Origin of the sequence: Streptomyces sp. DH37 (genome assembly GCF_029813835.1) — a bacterium.
Lineage (GTDB): Bacteria > Actinomycetota > Actinomycetes > Streptomycetales > Streptomycetaceae > Streptomyces.
Genome location: NZ_JARVKV010000013.1, coordinates 19,657 through 36,458, shown reverse-complemented (window position 1 = coordinate 36,458; position 16,802 = coordinate 19,657). Strand labels below are relative to the sequence as shown.

Annotated in this window: 13 protein-coding genes and 1 pseudogene; 4 read left to right on the top strand and 10 right to left on the bottom strand. The window is 75.6% G+C overall.

The genetic code is table 11. The features are described from left to right. Positions 1 to 5: 5 nt before the first annotated feature. The 4 genes and pseudogenes from QC029_RS09815 to QC029_RS09800 form a co-directional block, all read left to right on the top strand. A pseudogene (locus QC029_RS09815) lies at positions 6 to 137 on the top strand (IS5/IS1182 family transposase); the annotation flags it as partial. Positions 138 to 333: 196 nt separating this feature from the next. Beyond that, positions 334 to 1,575, top strand: coding sequence for a cyclopropane-fatty-acyl-phospholipid synthase (locus tag QC029_RS09810; RefSeq protein WP_279555140.1), 1,242 nt, complete (start codon positions 334 to 336; stop codon positions 1,573 to 1,575). Between the two features lie 731 nt (positions 1,576 to 2,306). Next, complete coding sequence (locus tag QC029_RS09805) at positions 2,307 to 3,470, top strand: cytochrome P450 (RefSeq protein ID WP_279555139.1); 1,164 nt, start codon at positions 2,307 to 2,309, stop codon at positions 3,468 to 3,470. Between the two features lie 1,114 nt (positions 3,471 to 4,584). Further along, positions 4,585 to 6,042 (top strand): RICIN domain-containing protein, encoded by a 1,458-nt coding sequence (locus tag QC029_RS09800; RefSeq protein ID WP_279555138.1) that lies wholly within the window; start codon positions 4,585 to 4,587, stop codon positions 6,040 to 6,042. A 119-nt stretch (positions 6,043 to 6,161) separates the two neighbouring features. On the opposite strand, the gene QC029_RS09795 is transcribed toward QC029_RS09800, so the two are convergent. The 10 genes from QC029_RS09795 to QC029_RS09750 all read right to left on the bottom strand — a co-directional run bounded on the left by QC029_RS09795 (position 6,162) and on the right by QC029_RS09750 (position 16,448). Continuing rightward, positions 6,162 to 6,434 (bottom strand): hypothetical protein, encoded by a 273-nt coding sequence (locus tag QC029_RS09795; protein ID WP_279555137.1) that lies wholly within the window; start codon positions 6,432 to 6,434, stop codon positions 6,162 to 6,164. A gap of 131 nt (positions 6,435 to 6,565) precedes the next feature. Next, positions 6,566 to 7,375, bottom strand: a complete 810-nt coding sequence (locus QC029_RS09790; RefSeq protein ID WP_279555136.1) for a PIG-L family deacetylase — start codon at positions 7,373 to 7,375, stop codon at positions 6,566 to 6,568. Between the two features lie 29 nt (positions 7,376 to 7,404). Further along, a complete protein-coding gene (locus QC029_RS09785) occupies positions 7,405 to 8,691 on the bottom strand; it encodes a glycosyltransferase family 4 protein (protein ID WP_279555135.1) in 1,287 nt (428 codons plus the stop codon). Next, on the bottom strand, positions 8,688 to 9,611 hold the full coding sequence (locus tag QC029_RS09780) for a sugar phosphate isomerase/epimerase (RefSeq protein ID WP_279555134.1): 924 nt from the start codon (positions 9,609 to 9,611) through the stop codon (positions 8,688 to 8,690). Before QC029_RS09780 ends, QC029_RS09785 begins: the two co-directional genes overlap by 4 nt. Beyond that, entirely contained in the window at positions 9,608 to 11,083 is a 1,476-nt protein-coding gene (locus QC029_RS09775; RefSeq protein ID WP_279555133.1) for a YcaO-like family protein, read from the bottom strand. Before QC029_RS09775 ends, QC029_RS09780 begins: the two co-directional genes overlap by 4 nt. Then, positions 11,080 to 11,907, bottom strand: coding sequence for an MBL fold metallo-hydrolase (locus QC029_RS09770; protein ID WP_279555132.1), 828 nt, complete (start codon positions 11,905 to 11,907; stop codon positions 11,080 to 11,082). Before QC029_RS09770 ends, QC029_RS09775 begins: the two co-directional genes overlap by 4 nt. Beyond that, on the bottom strand, positions 11,904 to 13,061 hold the full coding sequence (locus QC029_RS09765; RefSeq protein WP_279555131.1) for a Gfo/Idh/MocA family protein: 1,158 nt from the start codon (positions 13,059 to 13,061) through the stop codon (positions 11,904 to 11,906). Before QC029_RS09765 ends, QC029_RS09770 begins: the two co-directional genes overlap by 4 nt. Continuing rightward, positions 13,058 to 14,254, bottom strand: coding sequence for a class I SAM-dependent methyltransferase (locus QC029_RS09760; RefSeq protein ID WP_279555130.1), 1,197 nt, complete (start codon positions 14,252 to 14,254; stop codon positions 13,058 to 13,060). The genes QC029_RS09765 and QC029_RS09760 overlap by 4 nt, the downstream gene beginning before the upstream one ends. Further along, complete coding sequence (locus QC029_RS09755) at positions 14,251 to 15,204, bottom strand: hypothetical protein (RefSeq protein WP_279555129.1); 954 nt, start codon at positions 15,202 to 15,204, stop codon at positions 14,251 to 14,253. Before QC029_RS09755 ends, QC029_RS09760 begins: the two co-directional genes overlap by 4 nt. Next, the gene (locus QC029_RS09750; RefSeq protein WP_279555128.1) at positions 15,201 to 16,448 is read right to left on the bottom strand and encodes an inositol-3-phosphate synthase; all 1,248 of its coding nucleotides are present in this window, start codon (positions 16,446 to 16,448) and stop codon (positions 15,201 to 15,203) included. The genes QC029_RS09755 and QC029_RS09750 overlap by 4 nt, the downstream gene beginning before the upstream one ends. Between the last annotated feature and the right edge of the window lie 354 nt (positions 16,449 to 16,802).

Genomic DNA, 16,802 nt, shown 5'->3' with positions numbered 1-16,802 from the left:
CCGGTGGCGGCGGGACGCGGAACGCCCCTGACGAGGCGGTGTTCGCCGCGATCACCCGCGTACCGGTCAGCGGCTGCGCCCGGCGGGCCCGGCCGCCAGGCTTCGGGGTCTGGAAGTCCACCGCCCACCGCCGCTTCCCGGGCCGGCGGCCGGGCCGACCGACGTCATCCGCGTGGCGCTCGGCCCCGCCCACCGGCAATCAACCACCCGCGACGGGGAGTCGCCATCGGGTACGGAGCCGATCCCCGTCCGTCGAGAACGTTCGGAGGAACCGTGAGGGGAAAAGGATGCCAGGGCGCCGCCCGGCAGATCGCTGCTTTCGTGGAACACGCGGTGGGCGCTCCACTCGAGTTCGGCGTCCGTGCCTGGGACGGCAGCACGGCCGGAGCCGGGTCCGGTTCGACGCTGGTGCTGCGCGATCCCCGGGCGGTACGCCGGATGCTCTGGCGGCCCGGGCAGCTCGGCGCCGCCCGAGCGTTCGTGGCCGGCGACTGCGACATCGAAGGTGATCTCGTCGCCGTCATGCGGCAGCTCGGCTCCGTGCTGGGGGCATCGTGGCCGGACCTGGCGGGCGCCGTGCTGGCGAGTCTGCGGACCGGGCTGGACCGCAGGGTTCTGGGCCCTCCCGTCGCCAGGCCCTCGGCGGAGGTCCGCCGGTATCGCGGGGCCCGCGCCGTCCGGCACCACTACGACGTGGGCGACGAGTTCTACCGGCTGGTGCTGGGGCCGTCCATGGTCTACTCCTGCGCGTACTGGCCCGGCGGCGAGCGGATCGGCCACGGGCTGGCCGAGGCTCAGCGGGCCAAGCTCGACATGGTCTGCCGCAAGCTCGGCCTGCGGCCGGGGATGCGACTGCTGGACCTCGGCTGCGGCTGGGGCAGCCTGCTCCTGCACGCGGCGCGGCACCACGGTGTGGAGGGGGTGGGCGTCACCCTCGCCCGGAACCAGGCGCGACTGGCCGCGCGGCGGATCGAGGAGGCGGGGCTGGGGCACAGGATTCAGGTGCGGCTGCAGGATTACCGGGCGGTCCAGGACGGCCCGTTCGACGCCGTGGCCAGTATCGAGATGACCCACCACCTGTCCCGGTCCGGCCAGCGTGAGCACGCGGCCGCCCTGGCCCGGCTGGTGGCGCCGGGCGGCCGCGTGCTCAGCCACGAACTGTGCGTACTGCCGAACGGGCGGGAGCTGGTGCGCAGTCCGTTCATGCTCCGGTATCCGCACCCGGACCTCCGTCTCGGAACAGTCGGCCGCAGTGCGCTACTCGCCGAACGCTCCGGTCTGGAACTGCTTGACGTGGAGAACCTCCGAGAGCACTTCGGGCCCACGCTCCGGGGCTGGCTGGCCAACCTGGAGCGGAACCGCGAGCGGGCCACCGCGCTGGTCGGGTACCAGACGGTGGCCGTTTGGCGGCTCTTCTTCGCCGTCGGCCTGCTGTCCTTCGAAGCCGGTCTGACCAGTGTCCAACACCTGGTCTACACCAAACCCCGTCCGGTCGGCCGGCATGTCCTTACCGCACAGCCGAGCGGGTACCGACGGCCGCAGGCGAGCCGCGACCCGGCCGGGGCGTCCTCCTAGCCCGCCGCCTGGGGCGCGAGTCCTCTCCAGCCCCCGCGAACGGGGCCGATCGATGCCGGGGTGGGGGCGGGAAGGCGAAGTCCCCGGCAGACGGGTCGCCGACCAGGGCCGACCTGTCCGGTTCGGCCCGGACAGCGATGACGGGCGGTGGTGTCGCCGACGGGTCCGACCCTGAGCTGACCGGCCGGGCCCTCCGTGCCCTTCCTCGATCTGCCGGCCCGGTCGGTGACATCACTGTCTTTGGCCGGTTTCACCGGTTCACCCGGTTCCGCCGCGTGTGTAGCGTCATGGCGCGAGAGGTGGGCCCGTGGCCGACCGACATCATGTCAGTGGGTTGATCACACGCTGGGACGTGCGGTGGCGGGCCGGGAGGCGCGCCAGGCCGGACAGCGGGGATCACCGACCGGGAGGAGGACCACCATGTCCTGGATCACCACCGGCCTTCGGGCGCTCAGCGGCGAGATGCGCGCACGCTGGCACGGATACTTCGTCGGATACGGACGGCAGGACTGACGCCAGGCCGGACCGGACGGCGCAGAGCACCGCGCGACAGGAGGGCGACGATGTCGTGGATCATCCGGGGTGTTCAGATGCTCAGCGGTGAAAGGCGCGCTCGCCGCAACCAGTACGGCGACAGGTACGGACGCAGAACCTGAACAGGCTTCCGTGCGGGAGGGGATGCGCAGCCGGAGCCGCGCATCCCCTCCCCCGTCAGGCGGGCGGAGGACCTCGTGTTCCTGGACAGGCAGAGCTTGTGGCGCCACCTACGCAGATGGGAGGGCCTGGCGGCGGAGACCGACGGTCCGTTCAGGCTCCGCTTCGGGACCCTCTTCGTCGCCGATGCGGACGCGGCCCGGGACGTACTGGTCGACTCGGCTGACAAGTACCTGCCGCAGTCCGGGTTCTTCCGCATCGGACCGGCGCCCCTTCCCCAGGCGCTGCGGGCCGAGGCCTCGGGCGAGCTGCTCAAGGTCCTGGCCCGTCACGATCTCCGCGCGTCGTTCGACATCGACCCCGCTCTCCGCGAGGCGGGTGACCGCCGCGGCCGCCTGCGGCACCAGCGCTGGGGAGTCCGAGTGGCCCGGCGGTACTTCGCGCCGGTGATGGCGCACCGGAGCCACAGTGAGATCAACTCACTCGTCGACGACTACGTGGTGTCGAGCATCGTCGCCGACGACATCGTCGGTCACGTGGTGCGGCGCTCCCACCGCTCGGTGCCCGCCATCCGGGCCGGACTGGCCGAGCAGTTGGGACGGCTGCCGGCGCAGGGCGCCGACGCGCGGGATCTCGTCGACGTGGTGCTGCGCCTGCCCGGGGAACTGTCCCCGGCCGATCGCGCGCAGCTGCTGCAGCGGCTCGTCCTCTCCACCGTCGGCTTCACCGGCGTGACCCTCGAATGGGTGGTGCTGCTCGGCGTTCGGCACGGGTACAACGACCCGGCGGTACGGCCGGAACAGGTCCGCTCCCTGGTCAAAGAGGCGTTGCGCCTCTATCCGACGGCGTGGCGCCTGGCCAGGGTCGCCGCCACTGACCACGAGATAGCCGGCGTCCCGGTCCATGAGGGCGAACACGTCCTGATCGGCACGCACGCGCTCCACCGGTCGGCGGCCGTGTGGGACGAGCCGCTGGACTTCCGTCCCGCGCGATGGGAGAAACCGACCGACGCCCAGAGGCGGTCCTACCTTCCCTTCGGGAAGGGGGAGGGGATGTGCCCGGCGAGCGGATTCGCGGTCAGGGCTCTGGAACACCTCGGCCACCTCATCCTTCGCGACTACCGGGGGGAGGTGCGGCTCCGGGGGCGAAGGCCCCACGCCCGCACGCTCCTGGCGCCGCCGGCGGGCTGGACCCGCCTCACCAGGGCGTCGCAGCCGGACCGGCGGAGCCGGCGGGACTGAGCCCCGGATCCGGCGGGAGGTGCCCGGCGGGTTTCGCGCCGCGCCCATCCCGGGCTCCGGAGGCGGTACGGCGAACGGGGCTTCGGCCACGACCGGTACGTCGTCCTCGACCTCGTGCCGGGCAGCGCCTGTCCGGCCGGCTGCAACGAGGTGACACCGGCCCGTGCCGGGGCGCCGCAGCCGAGTACGGACAGGATCGCGGCCAGTGGTGTGCGGTCGGACTCGACCGGGCCGGCGCCGAGCGGAGGACATGACCGGGCGGGCGCGGAGGAGGCCCACACCGGCCTCTTGGCCTGCGTCCAGGACGTGCGCGGTGTTCCGGCGTCCTCCCGGGCGGCCGCGGTGGCCGGGAGCCGGTGACCAGCGCCTGCGGGTACGCGCCGGGGCCGTGCACCGTGGAGATGCGGCGGGAGCCGGTGGGCAAGCGGATCACCGCCGGGGCCGCCCCCGGACCCGCCGACGGCCGGACCGCGGCGGGCGGTGTCCCGGCCGGGCGGCTCCTTCGGCCGCTGGTCCACACGTCGAGCCCGGTCGGGTGTCGGTGCCCGGTAATCGCAGCGGCTGCGCGGCGCGGGAGGAGCCCGGTGCGAGGGCCGCCGTCCGCACGACGGCTGGGGTGATCACTGACGGGAGCCACCGCGACGTCGGCCCGGTCGTCCCGCACCACCGCCGGCGCCGAGGGCGGGGACCTGTCGGCGCGGAAAGGGGGCACGATGTTCCTCATCGCCGTACTCGTGTCCGTACCGAGCGCGCACCTCCGTCCGGATGAGGGGGCGGGGACCCCGCGGCCGCCGCCTGGGGGGCGACGGGGTCCTCCGTGCCATGCGCGGCGTTGCCGGGTAGCGGGCGAACGGGCAGCTCGGCCCGCACGCCTCAGACCGTTCACGGGATGCCGCCCAACGCTCGCTTTCACCCGATCGGGTTAGAAAACGACGAGACCGACCGGCTTGCCGGACTCACCGCATAGCGTCGAACCGAGATTCCCGAGCGGCGGCCGCCGATACCACTCCGGCAGGCACGGCCCGTGAGCACGCGACGCGGCCTCCGACGGCCGCATACCGGTCGAGTCCCGCTCCGCACGTTTGCCGCAGAAGCCGATCGAAGGGACGTACCCATGCGCAGAGCACTGCACATCATCCTCCGGATGGCCATCGCGGTCTGCGTCGGTCTGCTGCCCTCAGCGGTCGTCGGCCAGGCCAACGCGGCGCCCGTCACGGTCACCAACGGGGTGCAGTTCACCGACTCCGACGGCAAGGTGCTGCACGGGCACGGAGGCGGCATGATCAGGGTTGGCCAGTACTACTACTGGTTCGGTGAGAACCCCCATTCCAACAACCGCTTCCGGTACATCTCGGTGTACCGCTCGACCGACCTGCGCACCTGGGAGTTCCGCAACAACGTGCTGACCCAGACCTCGGCCGCCGAGCTGGACGTGGCCACCCTCTGGCGGCCCAAGGTCGTCTACAACGCTCGCACCAAGCAGTACGTGCTGTTCATGCGCAAGGAGAGGCGGGAAGGGGACTTCAGCCAGGGCCGGGTCGCGATCGCCACCTCCCCCAGAGTGGACGGCGACTACAGGTACCGGGGCAGTTTCCGTCCTCTGGGCCACAAGTCCTTCGACGTGAGCGTGTTCCGCGACGACGACGGCACGGCGTACCTGATCTCGACGACCAACAGGCAGAAGGACCTCACCGTCTTCCGCCTGACCCCCGACTACCTGCGGGTGGCGGCCAAGGTGACCACCCTGGCCGGCGTCGAGCGGGAAGCGCAGACGGTGTTCAAACGCAAGGGCGTCTACTTCCTGGTGACCTCGGGTGTCACGGGCTGGCAGCCCAACCAGGCCAAGTACGCCACCGCGACCAGCATCGCCGGCCCCTGGAGCGGCATGGCGAACCTCGGCGACAGCATCACCTACGGCTCGCAGTCCTCATACGTGTTACCGGTGCAGGGCACCTCCACCACCTCCTACCTCTACCTGGGCGACCGGCACGCGAACGCCTGGGGCGGCAGGGTCAAGGACTCCGAGTACGTCTGGCTGCCGCTCCGGTTCCCCTCCAGCAGGTCGCTGTCGATGCGCTGGCACCCGCAGGTCTCCATCGACACCGCGACCGGCGTGGTGCGCGGAGTCGGCGCCGGGCACGCGTACGAGGAACTGCGGGCCGGGCACAACGACCGGTGCCTGGCGGTACGGTGGTCGTCCATGGCCGACGGGGCAGGGGTGACACAGCAGACCTGCGGCACTGCCGCGGACCAGAACCAGCACTGGCAGACGCTCCACCTGGGTGCCGGGTACCACCGGCTCGTCGCCCGGCACAGCCACAAGTGTCTCACCGTGCCCTCGTCGTCCACCGCCGACAACGTACGGGTGACCCAGCGGACCTGCGGCACCGGCGCCAACCAGCAGTGGCGGATCACCGGCCTCGGCGAAGGCCACCACCGGGTCACGGCCCGGCACAGCGGCAAGTGCCTGACCATCGCCTACGATCCGGCCACCGCGGGCCCGAAGGCCATCCAGTACACCTGCAAGGCCACCGCCAACCAGCAGTGGAAGCGAACGGGCGGGCCCTACTGACCCCGAGCCGACACCCGGTTCGATCGGGCCACCTGGAACCGCGAGGACCGATGTCACTCCCCGGTGGGGCGCCGGTCCCGGTGCCCCACCGAGGTCAGCCCGGACGCCCGGATGATGAGTTACGCGCCCTCGCGGGGGACCTCCTCCCGGTGCACGTCCAGAGTGCCGCCGGAGTTGGGCAGGCGGCCCAGGGGCGGGACCGGTTCACGGGTACCGTCGGGGAGGGGGCGCTGCTGGACAGGGAAGGTTTCGTCCCGGCCCGGCAACGCCCGTCCACGCGTGGTGCACAGGTGCAGCACGGCCTCGGCGACGTCGTCGGCGCAGATCTGGTCGCCGGTCGGGGAGAGCTGCTGGGGGCGGGTAGCGGTCGAACCGGCGTCGGCGCGCAGCACCTGGTCGAGGAGTGAGAGCGCGTCCGTGCCGCCGCCGGAGCGGCAGTCGTCCGATGCGGGCCGCCGCGCCCCCGCGCCCCACCGCGGGCTCCCGGACGGCCGGATGTCCAGGCGGGCATCCCCCGGGTCGTTCAGGAGGTCACGCGCGCCGCCCCTTCCCGGGGGGACCCCGGCGAGAGGGCCTCCAGGAGGCGCCGGGCCCGGTTTCCGGCCCACAGCGCCTCACCGTGGCCGTACCGGCTGCCGGTGCGGCGGGCCTCGGCCCGGGCCACGGCGGAAAGCGTCTCGCCGGCCCGCTCGGCGCCGCCGAACTGGAACCCCAGCTGGGAGGCGTAGCACGCGGCCGCGGCGTTCTTGCGCGCCAGGACGGTGGTGATGTCCACCGTCACCTCGGACGCCCCCGCCGGACGGCTGGGGGGAGGCCCGTCCGCGGCGTGCGGCGCGCGGGTCACGTAGGGGACGTCGCGCCACCAGCAGGTGCGCGGGAGCGGTGCGGCGGCGGCGACCGCCCGGGCCGTGATCACGTGGTCGACGTGGCCGCCGATCCCCTGCGGGGCGAGGACGAGATCCGCCGGTGCCAGGTGCGGGCGGAGCAGCGACTCCAGCTCCGCGCCGACCGCGTCGCCGGCGAGGGGAGGGGCGAACAGCTCCGGCGCGCTGCCGTACCCGCGGTGCGGGGCCTCGGGCAGCGGCAGGTGCACCGGGGGCAGCGTGCCCAGCACCCGCTGGGCGGCGGCGTCCTCCGCGCGGCGCAGAGCCATGTAGTCGGCCTCGGCGGGCAGCCCCTTGTCGAGCTGGGTGGACAGGGCGAAGGGACACGGGTCGTCGACCGAGGCCGTGAAGCAGGTGACGACCCGTACCGACCAGCCGGCCCGGGCCAGGACGGCCAGGGTGCCCCCGGCGGAGAAGACCGCGTCGTCCAGGTGCGGGCTGACGGCCACGGCCGTACGGGGACCCGGCGGCCGCGCGGTCACAGCAGGTGGGGGTCGCGGCGGAACCGGCAGGACAGGTCCACGGCCGGCCCCCCGGCCCCGCCGTCCGGGTCCGGGGCCCTTCCGGGCCGTGCCTTCGGGGACCAGGTGGCGCGCACCTCCTCGTACGCGGCGCCGATGCGCCCGGCGGCCACCGGCCACGACCACCGGGAGCGCACCTGCTCCAGCGCCGTCCGTGCGAGGCGGTGCCGCAGCGGCGCGTCGTCGAGCATCCGCCGGATCGTCCCGGCCAGGGCGCCGGGGTCGCGCGGCGGGGCCAGCAGGCCGTTGACGCCGTCCCGCACGCAGTCCACCACCCCGACCACGCCGGTGGAGACCACCGGAAGCCCGCAGGCCATCGCCTCCAGGATGGTGTTGGAGAACCCCTCGGCCCAGGTGGGGCTGACGAAGACGTCCCCCCGCCGGTAGACGGCGGGGGCGTCGTGGTAGCCGGTGGGGCCCAGCACCTCCACCGCGCCGGCCAGGTCCGCCCGCCGCGCCCGGTGGGTCAGCCGGTCCAGGTCGGGGCCGGTGCCGGAGACCAGCAGCCGCAGCCGCCCGCCGCCGGCCAGGAGCAGCCGCACCGCCTCCAGCAGGTCCAGTACGCCTTTGCGGACGTCGATCCGGCCGTGGTAGAGGAGCGCCGGCGGATCGCCGACCGCTCCCGGCCGCCTGCCGGGCCGGGGCCGGAACAGCTCGGTGTCGGTGGCCCCGGGGACCACCGTGAAGCGCTCGACCGGTACCCGGTGGCGGGCGGCGACCTCGGCCGCGAAGGAGGCCGAGCCGATCAGCAGGGCGGGGGCGTCCCGCAGGACCCGCCGGACCGCCGCGCGGTGCGTGGCGCAGCAGGTGCCGACCCAGTGCCCGTCGCCGCCCTGGATGGAGACCACGGCCGGAACGCCCAGCCGGTCCGACGCCTCCAGCACGGCCAGCCCCGGCGGGTACCCGTACTGGGCGTGGAGCACGTCCAGCGGCTCGCGCGCGTGCAGGCCGGCGACGGCGTCGCGCAGCGCGGCGACGTCGGCCTCGAAGTCCGCGGGCCGCCCGTCGGCCACGGCCTGCTCGCCCAGGGACTCCAGCGCCACCAGACGCACACCCCGGGGGACCCGTTCGGGCGGAGGGGGCCCGCCGCCGTAGACGGCGCGGCCCTGCCGGTCGCCGCGGTACTGGGACACCAGGGTGACCTCGTGCCCCGCGGCCGTCAGGGCCCGCAGCAGGTTCTCCGCGTAGGCGCTCATTCCCGACACGGCCGGCCAGTAGCGCCGCGAGACGAAGCAGATCCTCATCGCGCTCCTCCCGGGGAACCGGCGCCGTGCGCGGCGGGCGCGGCCGGCACCCCGCCGGTTCCGATCCTCTCGGCGTGCCGCAGCGCCCGCAGCGCCCCGGGCACCAGGACGTCGGCGCGGTGCGCGTCGCGGGACAGCTCCAGGCTCACCAGCCCGCCGTACCGCACGGCCCGCAGCGCGCCGAGCACCGCCGGCAGGTCCATGTCGCCCTCGCCGGGGGCGCGGTGCTCGTGGCGGCCGCGGGGCATGTCCTCCACGGCCACCGCCCCCAGGTCCCCGGCGTGGCTCAGCACCGCCCGGTGCGGCGTCACGTCGCCGGTCACCAGGCAGTGGCCGGTGTCCAGCGCCAGTCGCAGGCCGGGGACGAGGGCGGCCAGGCGGGACCAGTCGGCGCAGTCCTCCACGAGCATGCCCGGTTCGGGCTCGAAGGCCGCCGCCACGCCCCACTCGGCCGCGTACGCCACGACGGCGCGCACCCCGTCCGCCAGGTGCCTCCAGGCCGTCCCGCCGGGGGAGGTGTCCGTGCCGGGCGCCGGCACCCCGGCCCAGAAGGAGACCGCCTCGCTGCCCAGGTCGGCGGCGATGTCCACGCACAGCCGCAGGAACGCCAGCCGGCGGGCCCGGCCGGCCGGATCGGGGGTGACCAGGGTCGGCTCGTGCTTGCGCCTCGGGTCGAGGAGGAACCGCGCCCCGGTCTCCACCGTGCTGCCCAGCCCCAGGCGGTCCAGGCGGCGGGCCAGTGCGGCGGTGCGGGCCGCCAGGCGCGGCGCGAAGGGGTCGTGGTGGGCGACGTCCACGGTGAGGGCGACGCCGTCGTACCCGGTGTCCGCCAGCAGGGCCAGCGCGTCCGGCAGACGGTGCGAGGTCATGCCGTTGGTGTTGTAGGCGTAGCGCAGGCCGCCGCCCGCGGCGGCGCTCACCGGAGGGCTCCCGCGGCGGTGCGGGCCACCGCGTGGCGGTCCGGCTCGCGGTAGAGCGGGTACAGCGCCCCCACCGCCTTCCGCGCGGCCTCGGCGTCGAACCAGGCGGGTCCGCCCAGCCGTTCGCGGGACGCGGGTGTTAGGTGGACCGGCCGCGCCCCGGGGTGGGGGAGGGGGCCGACCCCGGCCAGGGGGCGCTCGCGCTCCATCAGCCGCCGCACCCCGCGTTCCCCGATCCGCGCGTAGGACATCGTCTCCACCTCCATGCCGGGGACGAGCGCCTTGACCGCGTATCCGCCCGGTCCGCCCGTCCCGATCACCAGTACGTCGAAGTCGGCGAGCCGCCGCAGCAGGTCGTCCAGGAGGGCGGCGGGGTCGTCCAGGGAGCCGGCCGGCACGGTCGGCAGGCCGGAGAAGGGCACGGTGGAGCGCCGCGCCAGCACGGTGGGCTCCAGCAGCGCCAGCAGGCGCGGCCCGTCCAGGGCGGCCCAGGCGGCCATCGCCCGCAGGGCGCGCGGCTCCTGCCTCGCCGGGGGCGAGGACAGCTCGCGGTCGAGGTAGCCGGGCGGGGCGATCCGCGCGACGGTCTCCAGCGGGCCGTGGAAGAAGACCTTCCGAGCCCGGGAGGAGACGTACTCCAGCACCGCCTTGCGCAGCGCCGCCTCGCGGTCGGGATGGGCGGCCTCCCCGCAGGCGGTCAGGGCCAGCGGCGGGGCCGCGGGATCGGCGTCGACGCCGACGACGTGGACGTCGGCCATCCCGAACTGCGTGGAGGCGAGCTTGGGCAGCACGTCGATGCCCAGTTCCCGCAGCCGCCCGAGCACCGAGACGGTGACCGGGTCGGTGACCTCGTCCGGCTCGATCACCACCCCCTCGTCCATCGCGCGGTGCGCGGTGGCGTTGCCGTCGCGCTGGAGGATCTCCAGCAGGGCGTGGGACAGGGCCCGCTCGGGGGTGTCCCCGGCGCCCAGCCCGTTGGTGACCGGGGTGGTCAGCCAGCCCCCCGGCGGGGGGTCACCGGGCAGGTCGCCGCCGCACGCCGCGGCGAACTCGGCGGGCACCAGCACCTCCTCGCCGGTGCGATGACGGCGCGCGGGCACCCAGTCCAGGGGGCGCTCGGGGGTGTAGTCCGCGCCGGCCGGCAGGACGAGGGAGACCGGGTCGGCGACCCGGTCCGGGCCGCGCTCGCGCACCAGCTCCGCGTAGGAGGCCCGGCGGCGCCCGGTGCGCGCCAGGTGCCGCGCCGGCAGGACCTCCTCGACGAGCTCGCCGTACGCTCCGACGCGGGCCTGGCCGGGGTCGGCGCCGTATCCGCAGGCGCCCTTGCGGACGCCGTCCGGGCCGAGGTGGTCGGCGGAGACCACGGGGAAGCCGGTGCGGTCGGCCGCGCCGATGTCGAAGTCGTCCTGCTCCCCGGGGGCCAGCGCGGCGCGGTAGGCCCGCACCACCGGGTGCTCCGCGGCGGCCCTCACCGCCCGGCTCCCAGCGTGAGGGTGTCCGTGGTGGGCTGTCCGGACAGCTGGTGGTCGAACAGGCGCACCACGTCCGCGGTGGTCACCGGGGCGGCGAACTCGAAGGGGGTGGCGACCGCCTCGAAGTCCAGTCCTCCGAGCACCGAGCGGTAGTGCCGCACCTCGCCGTGGGAGAGCGGTACGCGGGCGTGGTACGCCTTGTGGCAGGACAGGGCGCGCGGCACGGTGCCGTCCAGGTCGACCTTGAGGGCGTCGCCGCAGAAGAGGATCCCCCGGTGCGCGTCGTGCAGGACGCAGTGGCCGTCGAAGTGCCCGCCGGTGCGGTGGACCGTCAGCCCCGGGGCCAGCTCCAGGGTCTCGTCCACCGGCCAGGTCACCCGGAACGCCTTGGTCCACTCCAGGTCCCGCGTGCCGACGGCGATCACCGGGGGAGCGAAGTGCCTCTGGAGCTGCCACAGGGCCCCGTAGCCGTGTACGTGGCTGGAGCCCAGCCGGGTGATGCCGCCGAGCCGTTCGATCTCGGCCAGCGCGTCGGGCGGATAGTACGGCGCCGCCTCCCAGGCGACGTTGCCGTCGCCGGTCTCGACGAGCCAGCCCGTCGATCCCAGGCCGAAGGAGGGTACGGTGCGGAACCCGGTGACGCCCGGGGCCGGGCTGTACCAGTCGGCGGTCAGGAGGGCGCCGACCGCCTTCTCCTCCATCAGGTTCCAGCCGTCCTCGGGCAGCGCGTTGCGCACATCGCCGCAGACCGGGCAGCCGGGCGGGGTGCCGAACCACCGCTGCCAGTGGCCGCAGTGGGCGCAGGCGTACATGGTCAGGGTCATCGTCGGCCTTCCTTGACGCCGAAGGGGATCGGGCCGGTGGCCGGCGCCGGGGCCGGGTCCCCCGGGACGGCTCCGTCGGCGCGGGCCAGCGCCTCCAGCAGCAGGTCGTGCAGGGCCAGGTCGCGCCGCAGCGGCCACGGCCAGGCCCGCCCCGGCGGGGTACCGGCGCGCACCGCGGCCACGGCCGCGGAGAACTCCCGGACCTGCCCGGCGAAGGGCGAGGCGCCGGTGTCGAACGGCACGGGAGCACGCCGCCCGGCCTCCGCGTCGGTGAGCCACACCGCCCCTCCGGCGTCCTGCCCGAGGGTGTCGGTCGCGGTCAGCAGCCCGCGGGTGCCGATGACCTCCAGCCGGCGGCGGGGCAGCGCGTCGGGGGTGTTGTAGGCGACGTGGAGGCAGACCAGGACCCCGCCGCCGGTCCGGCCGGCCAGCATCGCGCCGTCATCGACCCGGTAGGGGTGCACGCGGTGCTGCGGCAGCGCCGCCAGCCGCACCACGTCGTCCCCACCGAGCAGCACCCCCACCAGGTCGAGCCCGTGGGGAGCCAGGTCGAGCAGGGCCCCGCCGCCGGCGCGCGCCGGATCGGCGCGCCAGTTGTCGCAGGGGGCGCCGTCCGGCGACCAGGCGGGCGGCAGCCAGCAGCAGTACGTGATCCGCACCGCCGTGACCGTGCCCAGCCCGCCGGAGGCCACCACGTCCCGTACGGCCCGGTGGGCCGGGTGGAAACGCTGGTCGTAGGCGACGGCCGCCAGCACTCCCGCGCGCTCGCAGGCGGCGACCAGGCGCTCGGCGCCGGGGAGGTCGGAGGCGAGCGGCTTCTCGCACAGCACCGCCGCTCCCGCCGCCGCGGCGGCCTCGGCCACGGGGCGGTGGACGTGGTTGGGCGTGGCGACGTACACCGCGTCGGGCCGGTGGGCGGCCAGCAGGTCCGCCAGGCGGGGGACGGCCCGGACACCGGGCGCCCGGACGGCCAGCCGCTCGGCGGCGACCGGGTCGACGTCGGTCACGGCGACCAGACGGGGAGCCGCGGTGGCCGGCCACCGCCGGGCGGCCTCCAGCAGCCCGGGCAGGAAGTGGTCGCGGGCGACCCATCCGCATCCGGCGATCGCCCACCGGCACGTGCGGGCGGCGGTGGCCGCCGTGTCCGCGTTCACCACCGCTCCGGCAGGTCCAGGAGCACCCTGCGGCGGGCCAGAGCGGCCACCTCGGGCGTCGGGCGGCCGGCCCGCGCGTCCGCGAGCAGACCGGGGGAGAGGTCGACGCGGCTGGGCAGGTAGGCCGCGGCGCCGCGCCCGTACTCGTCCCGCCAGCGCGGGTTCGGCCAGTGCAGCAGGCCGTCGCGGTAGAGGGGGTTGGGCCGCAGGGGCCGCCCGGGGACGGGCCGGGCCGGGGACGGCAGACCGTGTCCGGGCGGCGCGGGCGCGGCGGCGACCAGGGCGAGGGCCTCGCAGTGCGCCAGTTCCTCCGCCGCACGGGGACGGGGGGCGACGCCGTCCAGCAGGGCGCGGGTCAGCTCGGCGTCGTCGTAGCAGACGGCCCCCTCCAGCAGCGATCGCCAGCCGGCCGGGTCCAGCGGCAGACCGGCACCCGGCCCGGGAACCAGGGCGTTGTGGCAGTGGCCCAGGACGACGGCGCCGCCATCGGCGTACTCCAGGGCGCGGTCCACCACCTCCCGCTTGCGGGGCAGGAAGTACAGCGCGTCGTGGCAGGCCACGTAGGCCGGCCCGCGCGGCCGCAGCGGCCACGGGGCGGTCAGGTCCGCGCACACCAGCCGCGCCCCGGGCGCGACGAACCGCCGGGCCAGCCACAGCTTGGCGAAGACCACGTCGACACCGGTCAGGTCCCGGTGCCCGCGCAGCGCCAGCTCCCGCAGCAGGTGTCCCGCGCCGCAGGCCAGTTCCAGCACCGGCCGGCGGCCGGGGGAGTGGTGCGCGGTCAGGGCGAGCACGGCCAGCCAGGTCGGGTCGCTCCACCGGTGCAGGAAGTAGTCCCCGACCCTGCCCATGCCCAGCAGCGCCACCGCCTCGCGCAGGGTGGCGGCCCCCAGCGCGGCGCGCAGCGCCCCGGGGGGCGGGACGGGGCCGTCCCACCAGTCGTCGGTGTCGGCGAGCAGGAGGACCGCGGCGCCGGCCGGGTCGCCCTCCTCGATGCGGCGCACGGCCCGCTCGCGCAGCTCCTCGTGGCCGGCGCGCAGCCAGGGGATGCCCGCCACGAGGGGCCACAGCCGTTCGCCGTCGTACAGCAGTCCGGGCCCGTGCCGCCGCAGCGGAGCACCGTTGACCGGGCTGACCAGGTCGGTCACGGTCGCCGCCGCCGCCGTCGCGCGACCCGCCGCCGGGCTCCTCACGCCGCCTCCGCCGCGGCCAGAACGGCCCGGTGGAAGCCGGACACCGCGCAGGGGTGCACCAGGTCCAGGTCGTCCAGGGCCTGCTCGGCGGTGAAGGCGGCGGCCCGCGCGTGGTGGTGGACCTGCAGCACCCGGTCGAGGACGTCGGCGGCGTGGAAGGCCCGGGCGGCCGGGTGCACGGCCTCCTCCCGCAGGGCGAGCAGACCGGCCAGACGCGAGGCGAGACGGTCGGGGAGGGCGGCGAGCCGCCGTCCGACCAGCCGCGCGGTGATGCCCGGCAGGTACTCGCCCAGCAGCTCCTCCCCGGCGAAGCCCGCGTCGGGCAGCACCGCGTTGTGCAGATGGTGGGCCAGACCGAGCAGGAAGGCGTCGGCGGGGTCGGCGCCGAACGCCTCGGCCAGCAGACCGCCGTAGACGGAGACCGCCCAGCAGTGGTCGCCGTGGCTCTCGGGCGGTTCCACCATCAGACGCGGACGCCCGGGGCGGGTGGCACCCGCCCGCGGCTGGGCGCACAGGTCCGCCGCGAACCCCGGAGCCGGGGCGTCGTGGGGCTCCGCCGCGGCCAGCCGCGGCAGCGCCTCCCGCAGCCGGCCGAGGGTCACCGCGTCCAGCCTGCCCGCGTGCTGTCCGAGCGAGCGGGCCAGCACGGCCGCCGCCTCGGAGGCCGTCAGCCCGCACCGCCGCAGCACCGGTCCGTCCACGCCCGCCAGATGCGCCCCGGCCACGGCGGCCGCGCACTCGTGGACGGCGACCCGGCCGGGGTCGGCGCCCCGGGCCAGCGCCGCCCACGACCGGAGGAAGGCGCGTTCGGCCATCGAGGCCGTGCCCTCGGCCGTCCGGACCCGCTTGAGGTCGCCGACCTCGCGCAGCAGGGGGACGGCCGCCCGCAGGGCGGCGCGCGGAACCCGGTGGGAGGCCTGCCGCACCGGGCGGGGAGCGGCCCGCGTCACGGCCGTGCGTCCCGCGGCGCGCGGCCGTCCAGCCAGTCCAGCAGGGCGCGCTCCTGGCGGTGCAGGGCGTGCTCCGGGGCGCGTCCGCCGAGGGTCATGGGGGCCTTGAAGAAGAACCCGAACTGCTCCTGCACCCCGCGCTCCCCGCGGCGGCGCGCCTCGGCCAGCAGCCGGACCAGCTCCAGCACCAGCGGGGCGGCCAGGACGGAGTCCCGGCACAGGAAGTCGATCTTCATCTGCATCCGGCGGCCGAGGAAGCCGACCAGGTCGATGTTGTCCCACGCCTCCTTCTGGTCGCCGCGAGGCCGGTAGTACTCGATGCGCACCTGGTGGTCCTCGACCGGGTAGCCGAGCACCGTGTCCAGCACCGACTCCTTGGTGGCCGTCTTGCTGGCCAGCGAGCCGGGGTCCTCCAGCGCCCGGCCGTCGCGGTTGCCCAGCAGGTTGGTGGAGTACCAGCCCTCCACCCGCAGGGCCCGCGACCGCAGCGCCGGGGCGAGCACCGTCTTGACCATGGTCTGCCCGGTCTTGCCGTCCTTGCCGGCGATCGGCACGCCCTGCCGCTCGGCCAGCAGCGTCAGCGCCGGCACGTCGGCCCCGACGCTCGGGGTGAAGTTCAGGTACGCCATGCCCTCCCGCAGGGCCGCGTAGGCGTAGAGCATGGCGGGCGTGATCGCCCCGTCCCCGCCGTCCAACGCGGCCTCGAACGCTTCGGGGGAGGCCAGGGACGGCGACGCCGGATCCGGCAGCCGCTCGGTCGAGGCGAGGTTGACCACGACCACCTCGTCCAGCTCCTGTTCGCGCCGGAAGCGCCGCAGGTCCTCCCGTATCCGGTCGGTCCGCTCGCGCAGGCCGCCGGACGGTGCGATGTTGGCGCCGGTGACCGCGCGGCAGTAGTCCGGATCGGCTGCGGCCGGCCAGGGCCGCAGCCGCTGCAACCGGGGCGCCACGGCCTCGATCTGGGCCGGTTCCAGTACCTGGTGGAGGTGCGCGGCCTTGGCCAGGTCGTCGGCGCAGACGTCCCAGCCGCCGAACACCAGCGCCTCGTAGGGCACCAGGTCCGTACGCGCCGCCAGGGGAAGCCCGTCCTGGCCGCAGGCGCCGAGCCTGAGCAGCTCCACTCCGGCCACGGCGGTCGTGGCCACCGCGCCGCCCAGTCCCACGACGGCCGCACCCAGGCGTTCCACGGGCTTCCCGTCCCCGCTCCCGCGGTGTGAGGGGTGCTTCCCGGTCAGCGTGTTCATCGCCTTCTCCGTTCGACTCGCGCGACGGCCGCGACCGGGACCCTGACGGCGGGTGAGGAACGCGGCCGGCGGCCCTCGCGGCTCCGCGAAGGCCGTCACGTGCGCGGCAGCGCGATCACACCGCCGCGGTGCCACCAGGATTCGGCACGGCCGCGAGACGGCGCATCCGCAGGAGAACGCCGCGATCCGGGGTTTCGTCCCCGCCGCGCGGTGGTTGCGCGCCGGTGGGCGTGCGGCGCGTCCGCCGTGCCGTGCGCGCGGCCGGTCGGACGGGGCGGCCGAACGGGTGAATCCGCCGGCCGGGGTCGGCCGAGCCCCGGCCGAGGAGCCTGCGGTGGAGGTCCCTCGCCGACT

Excerpts from the sequence above, each read along its gene's own strand:
- QC029_RS09750 (WP_279555128.1), bottom strand. The coding sequence starts at position 16,448 with ATGAACACGCTGACCGGGAAGCACCCCTCACACCGCGGGAGCGGGGAC.
- QC029_RS09785 (WP_279555135.1), bottom strand. The coding sequence starts at position 8,691 with ATGAGGATCTGCTTCGTCTCGCGGCGCTACTGGCCGGCCGTGTCGGGA.
- QC029_RS09800 (WP_279555138.1), top strand. The coding sequence starts at position 4,585 with ATGCGCAGAGCACTGCACATCATCCTCCGGATGGCCATCGCGGTCTGC.
- QC029_RS09770 (WP_279555132.1), bottom strand. The coding sequence starts at position 11,907 with ATGACCCTGACCATGTACGCCTGCGCCCACTGCGGCCACTGGCAGCGG.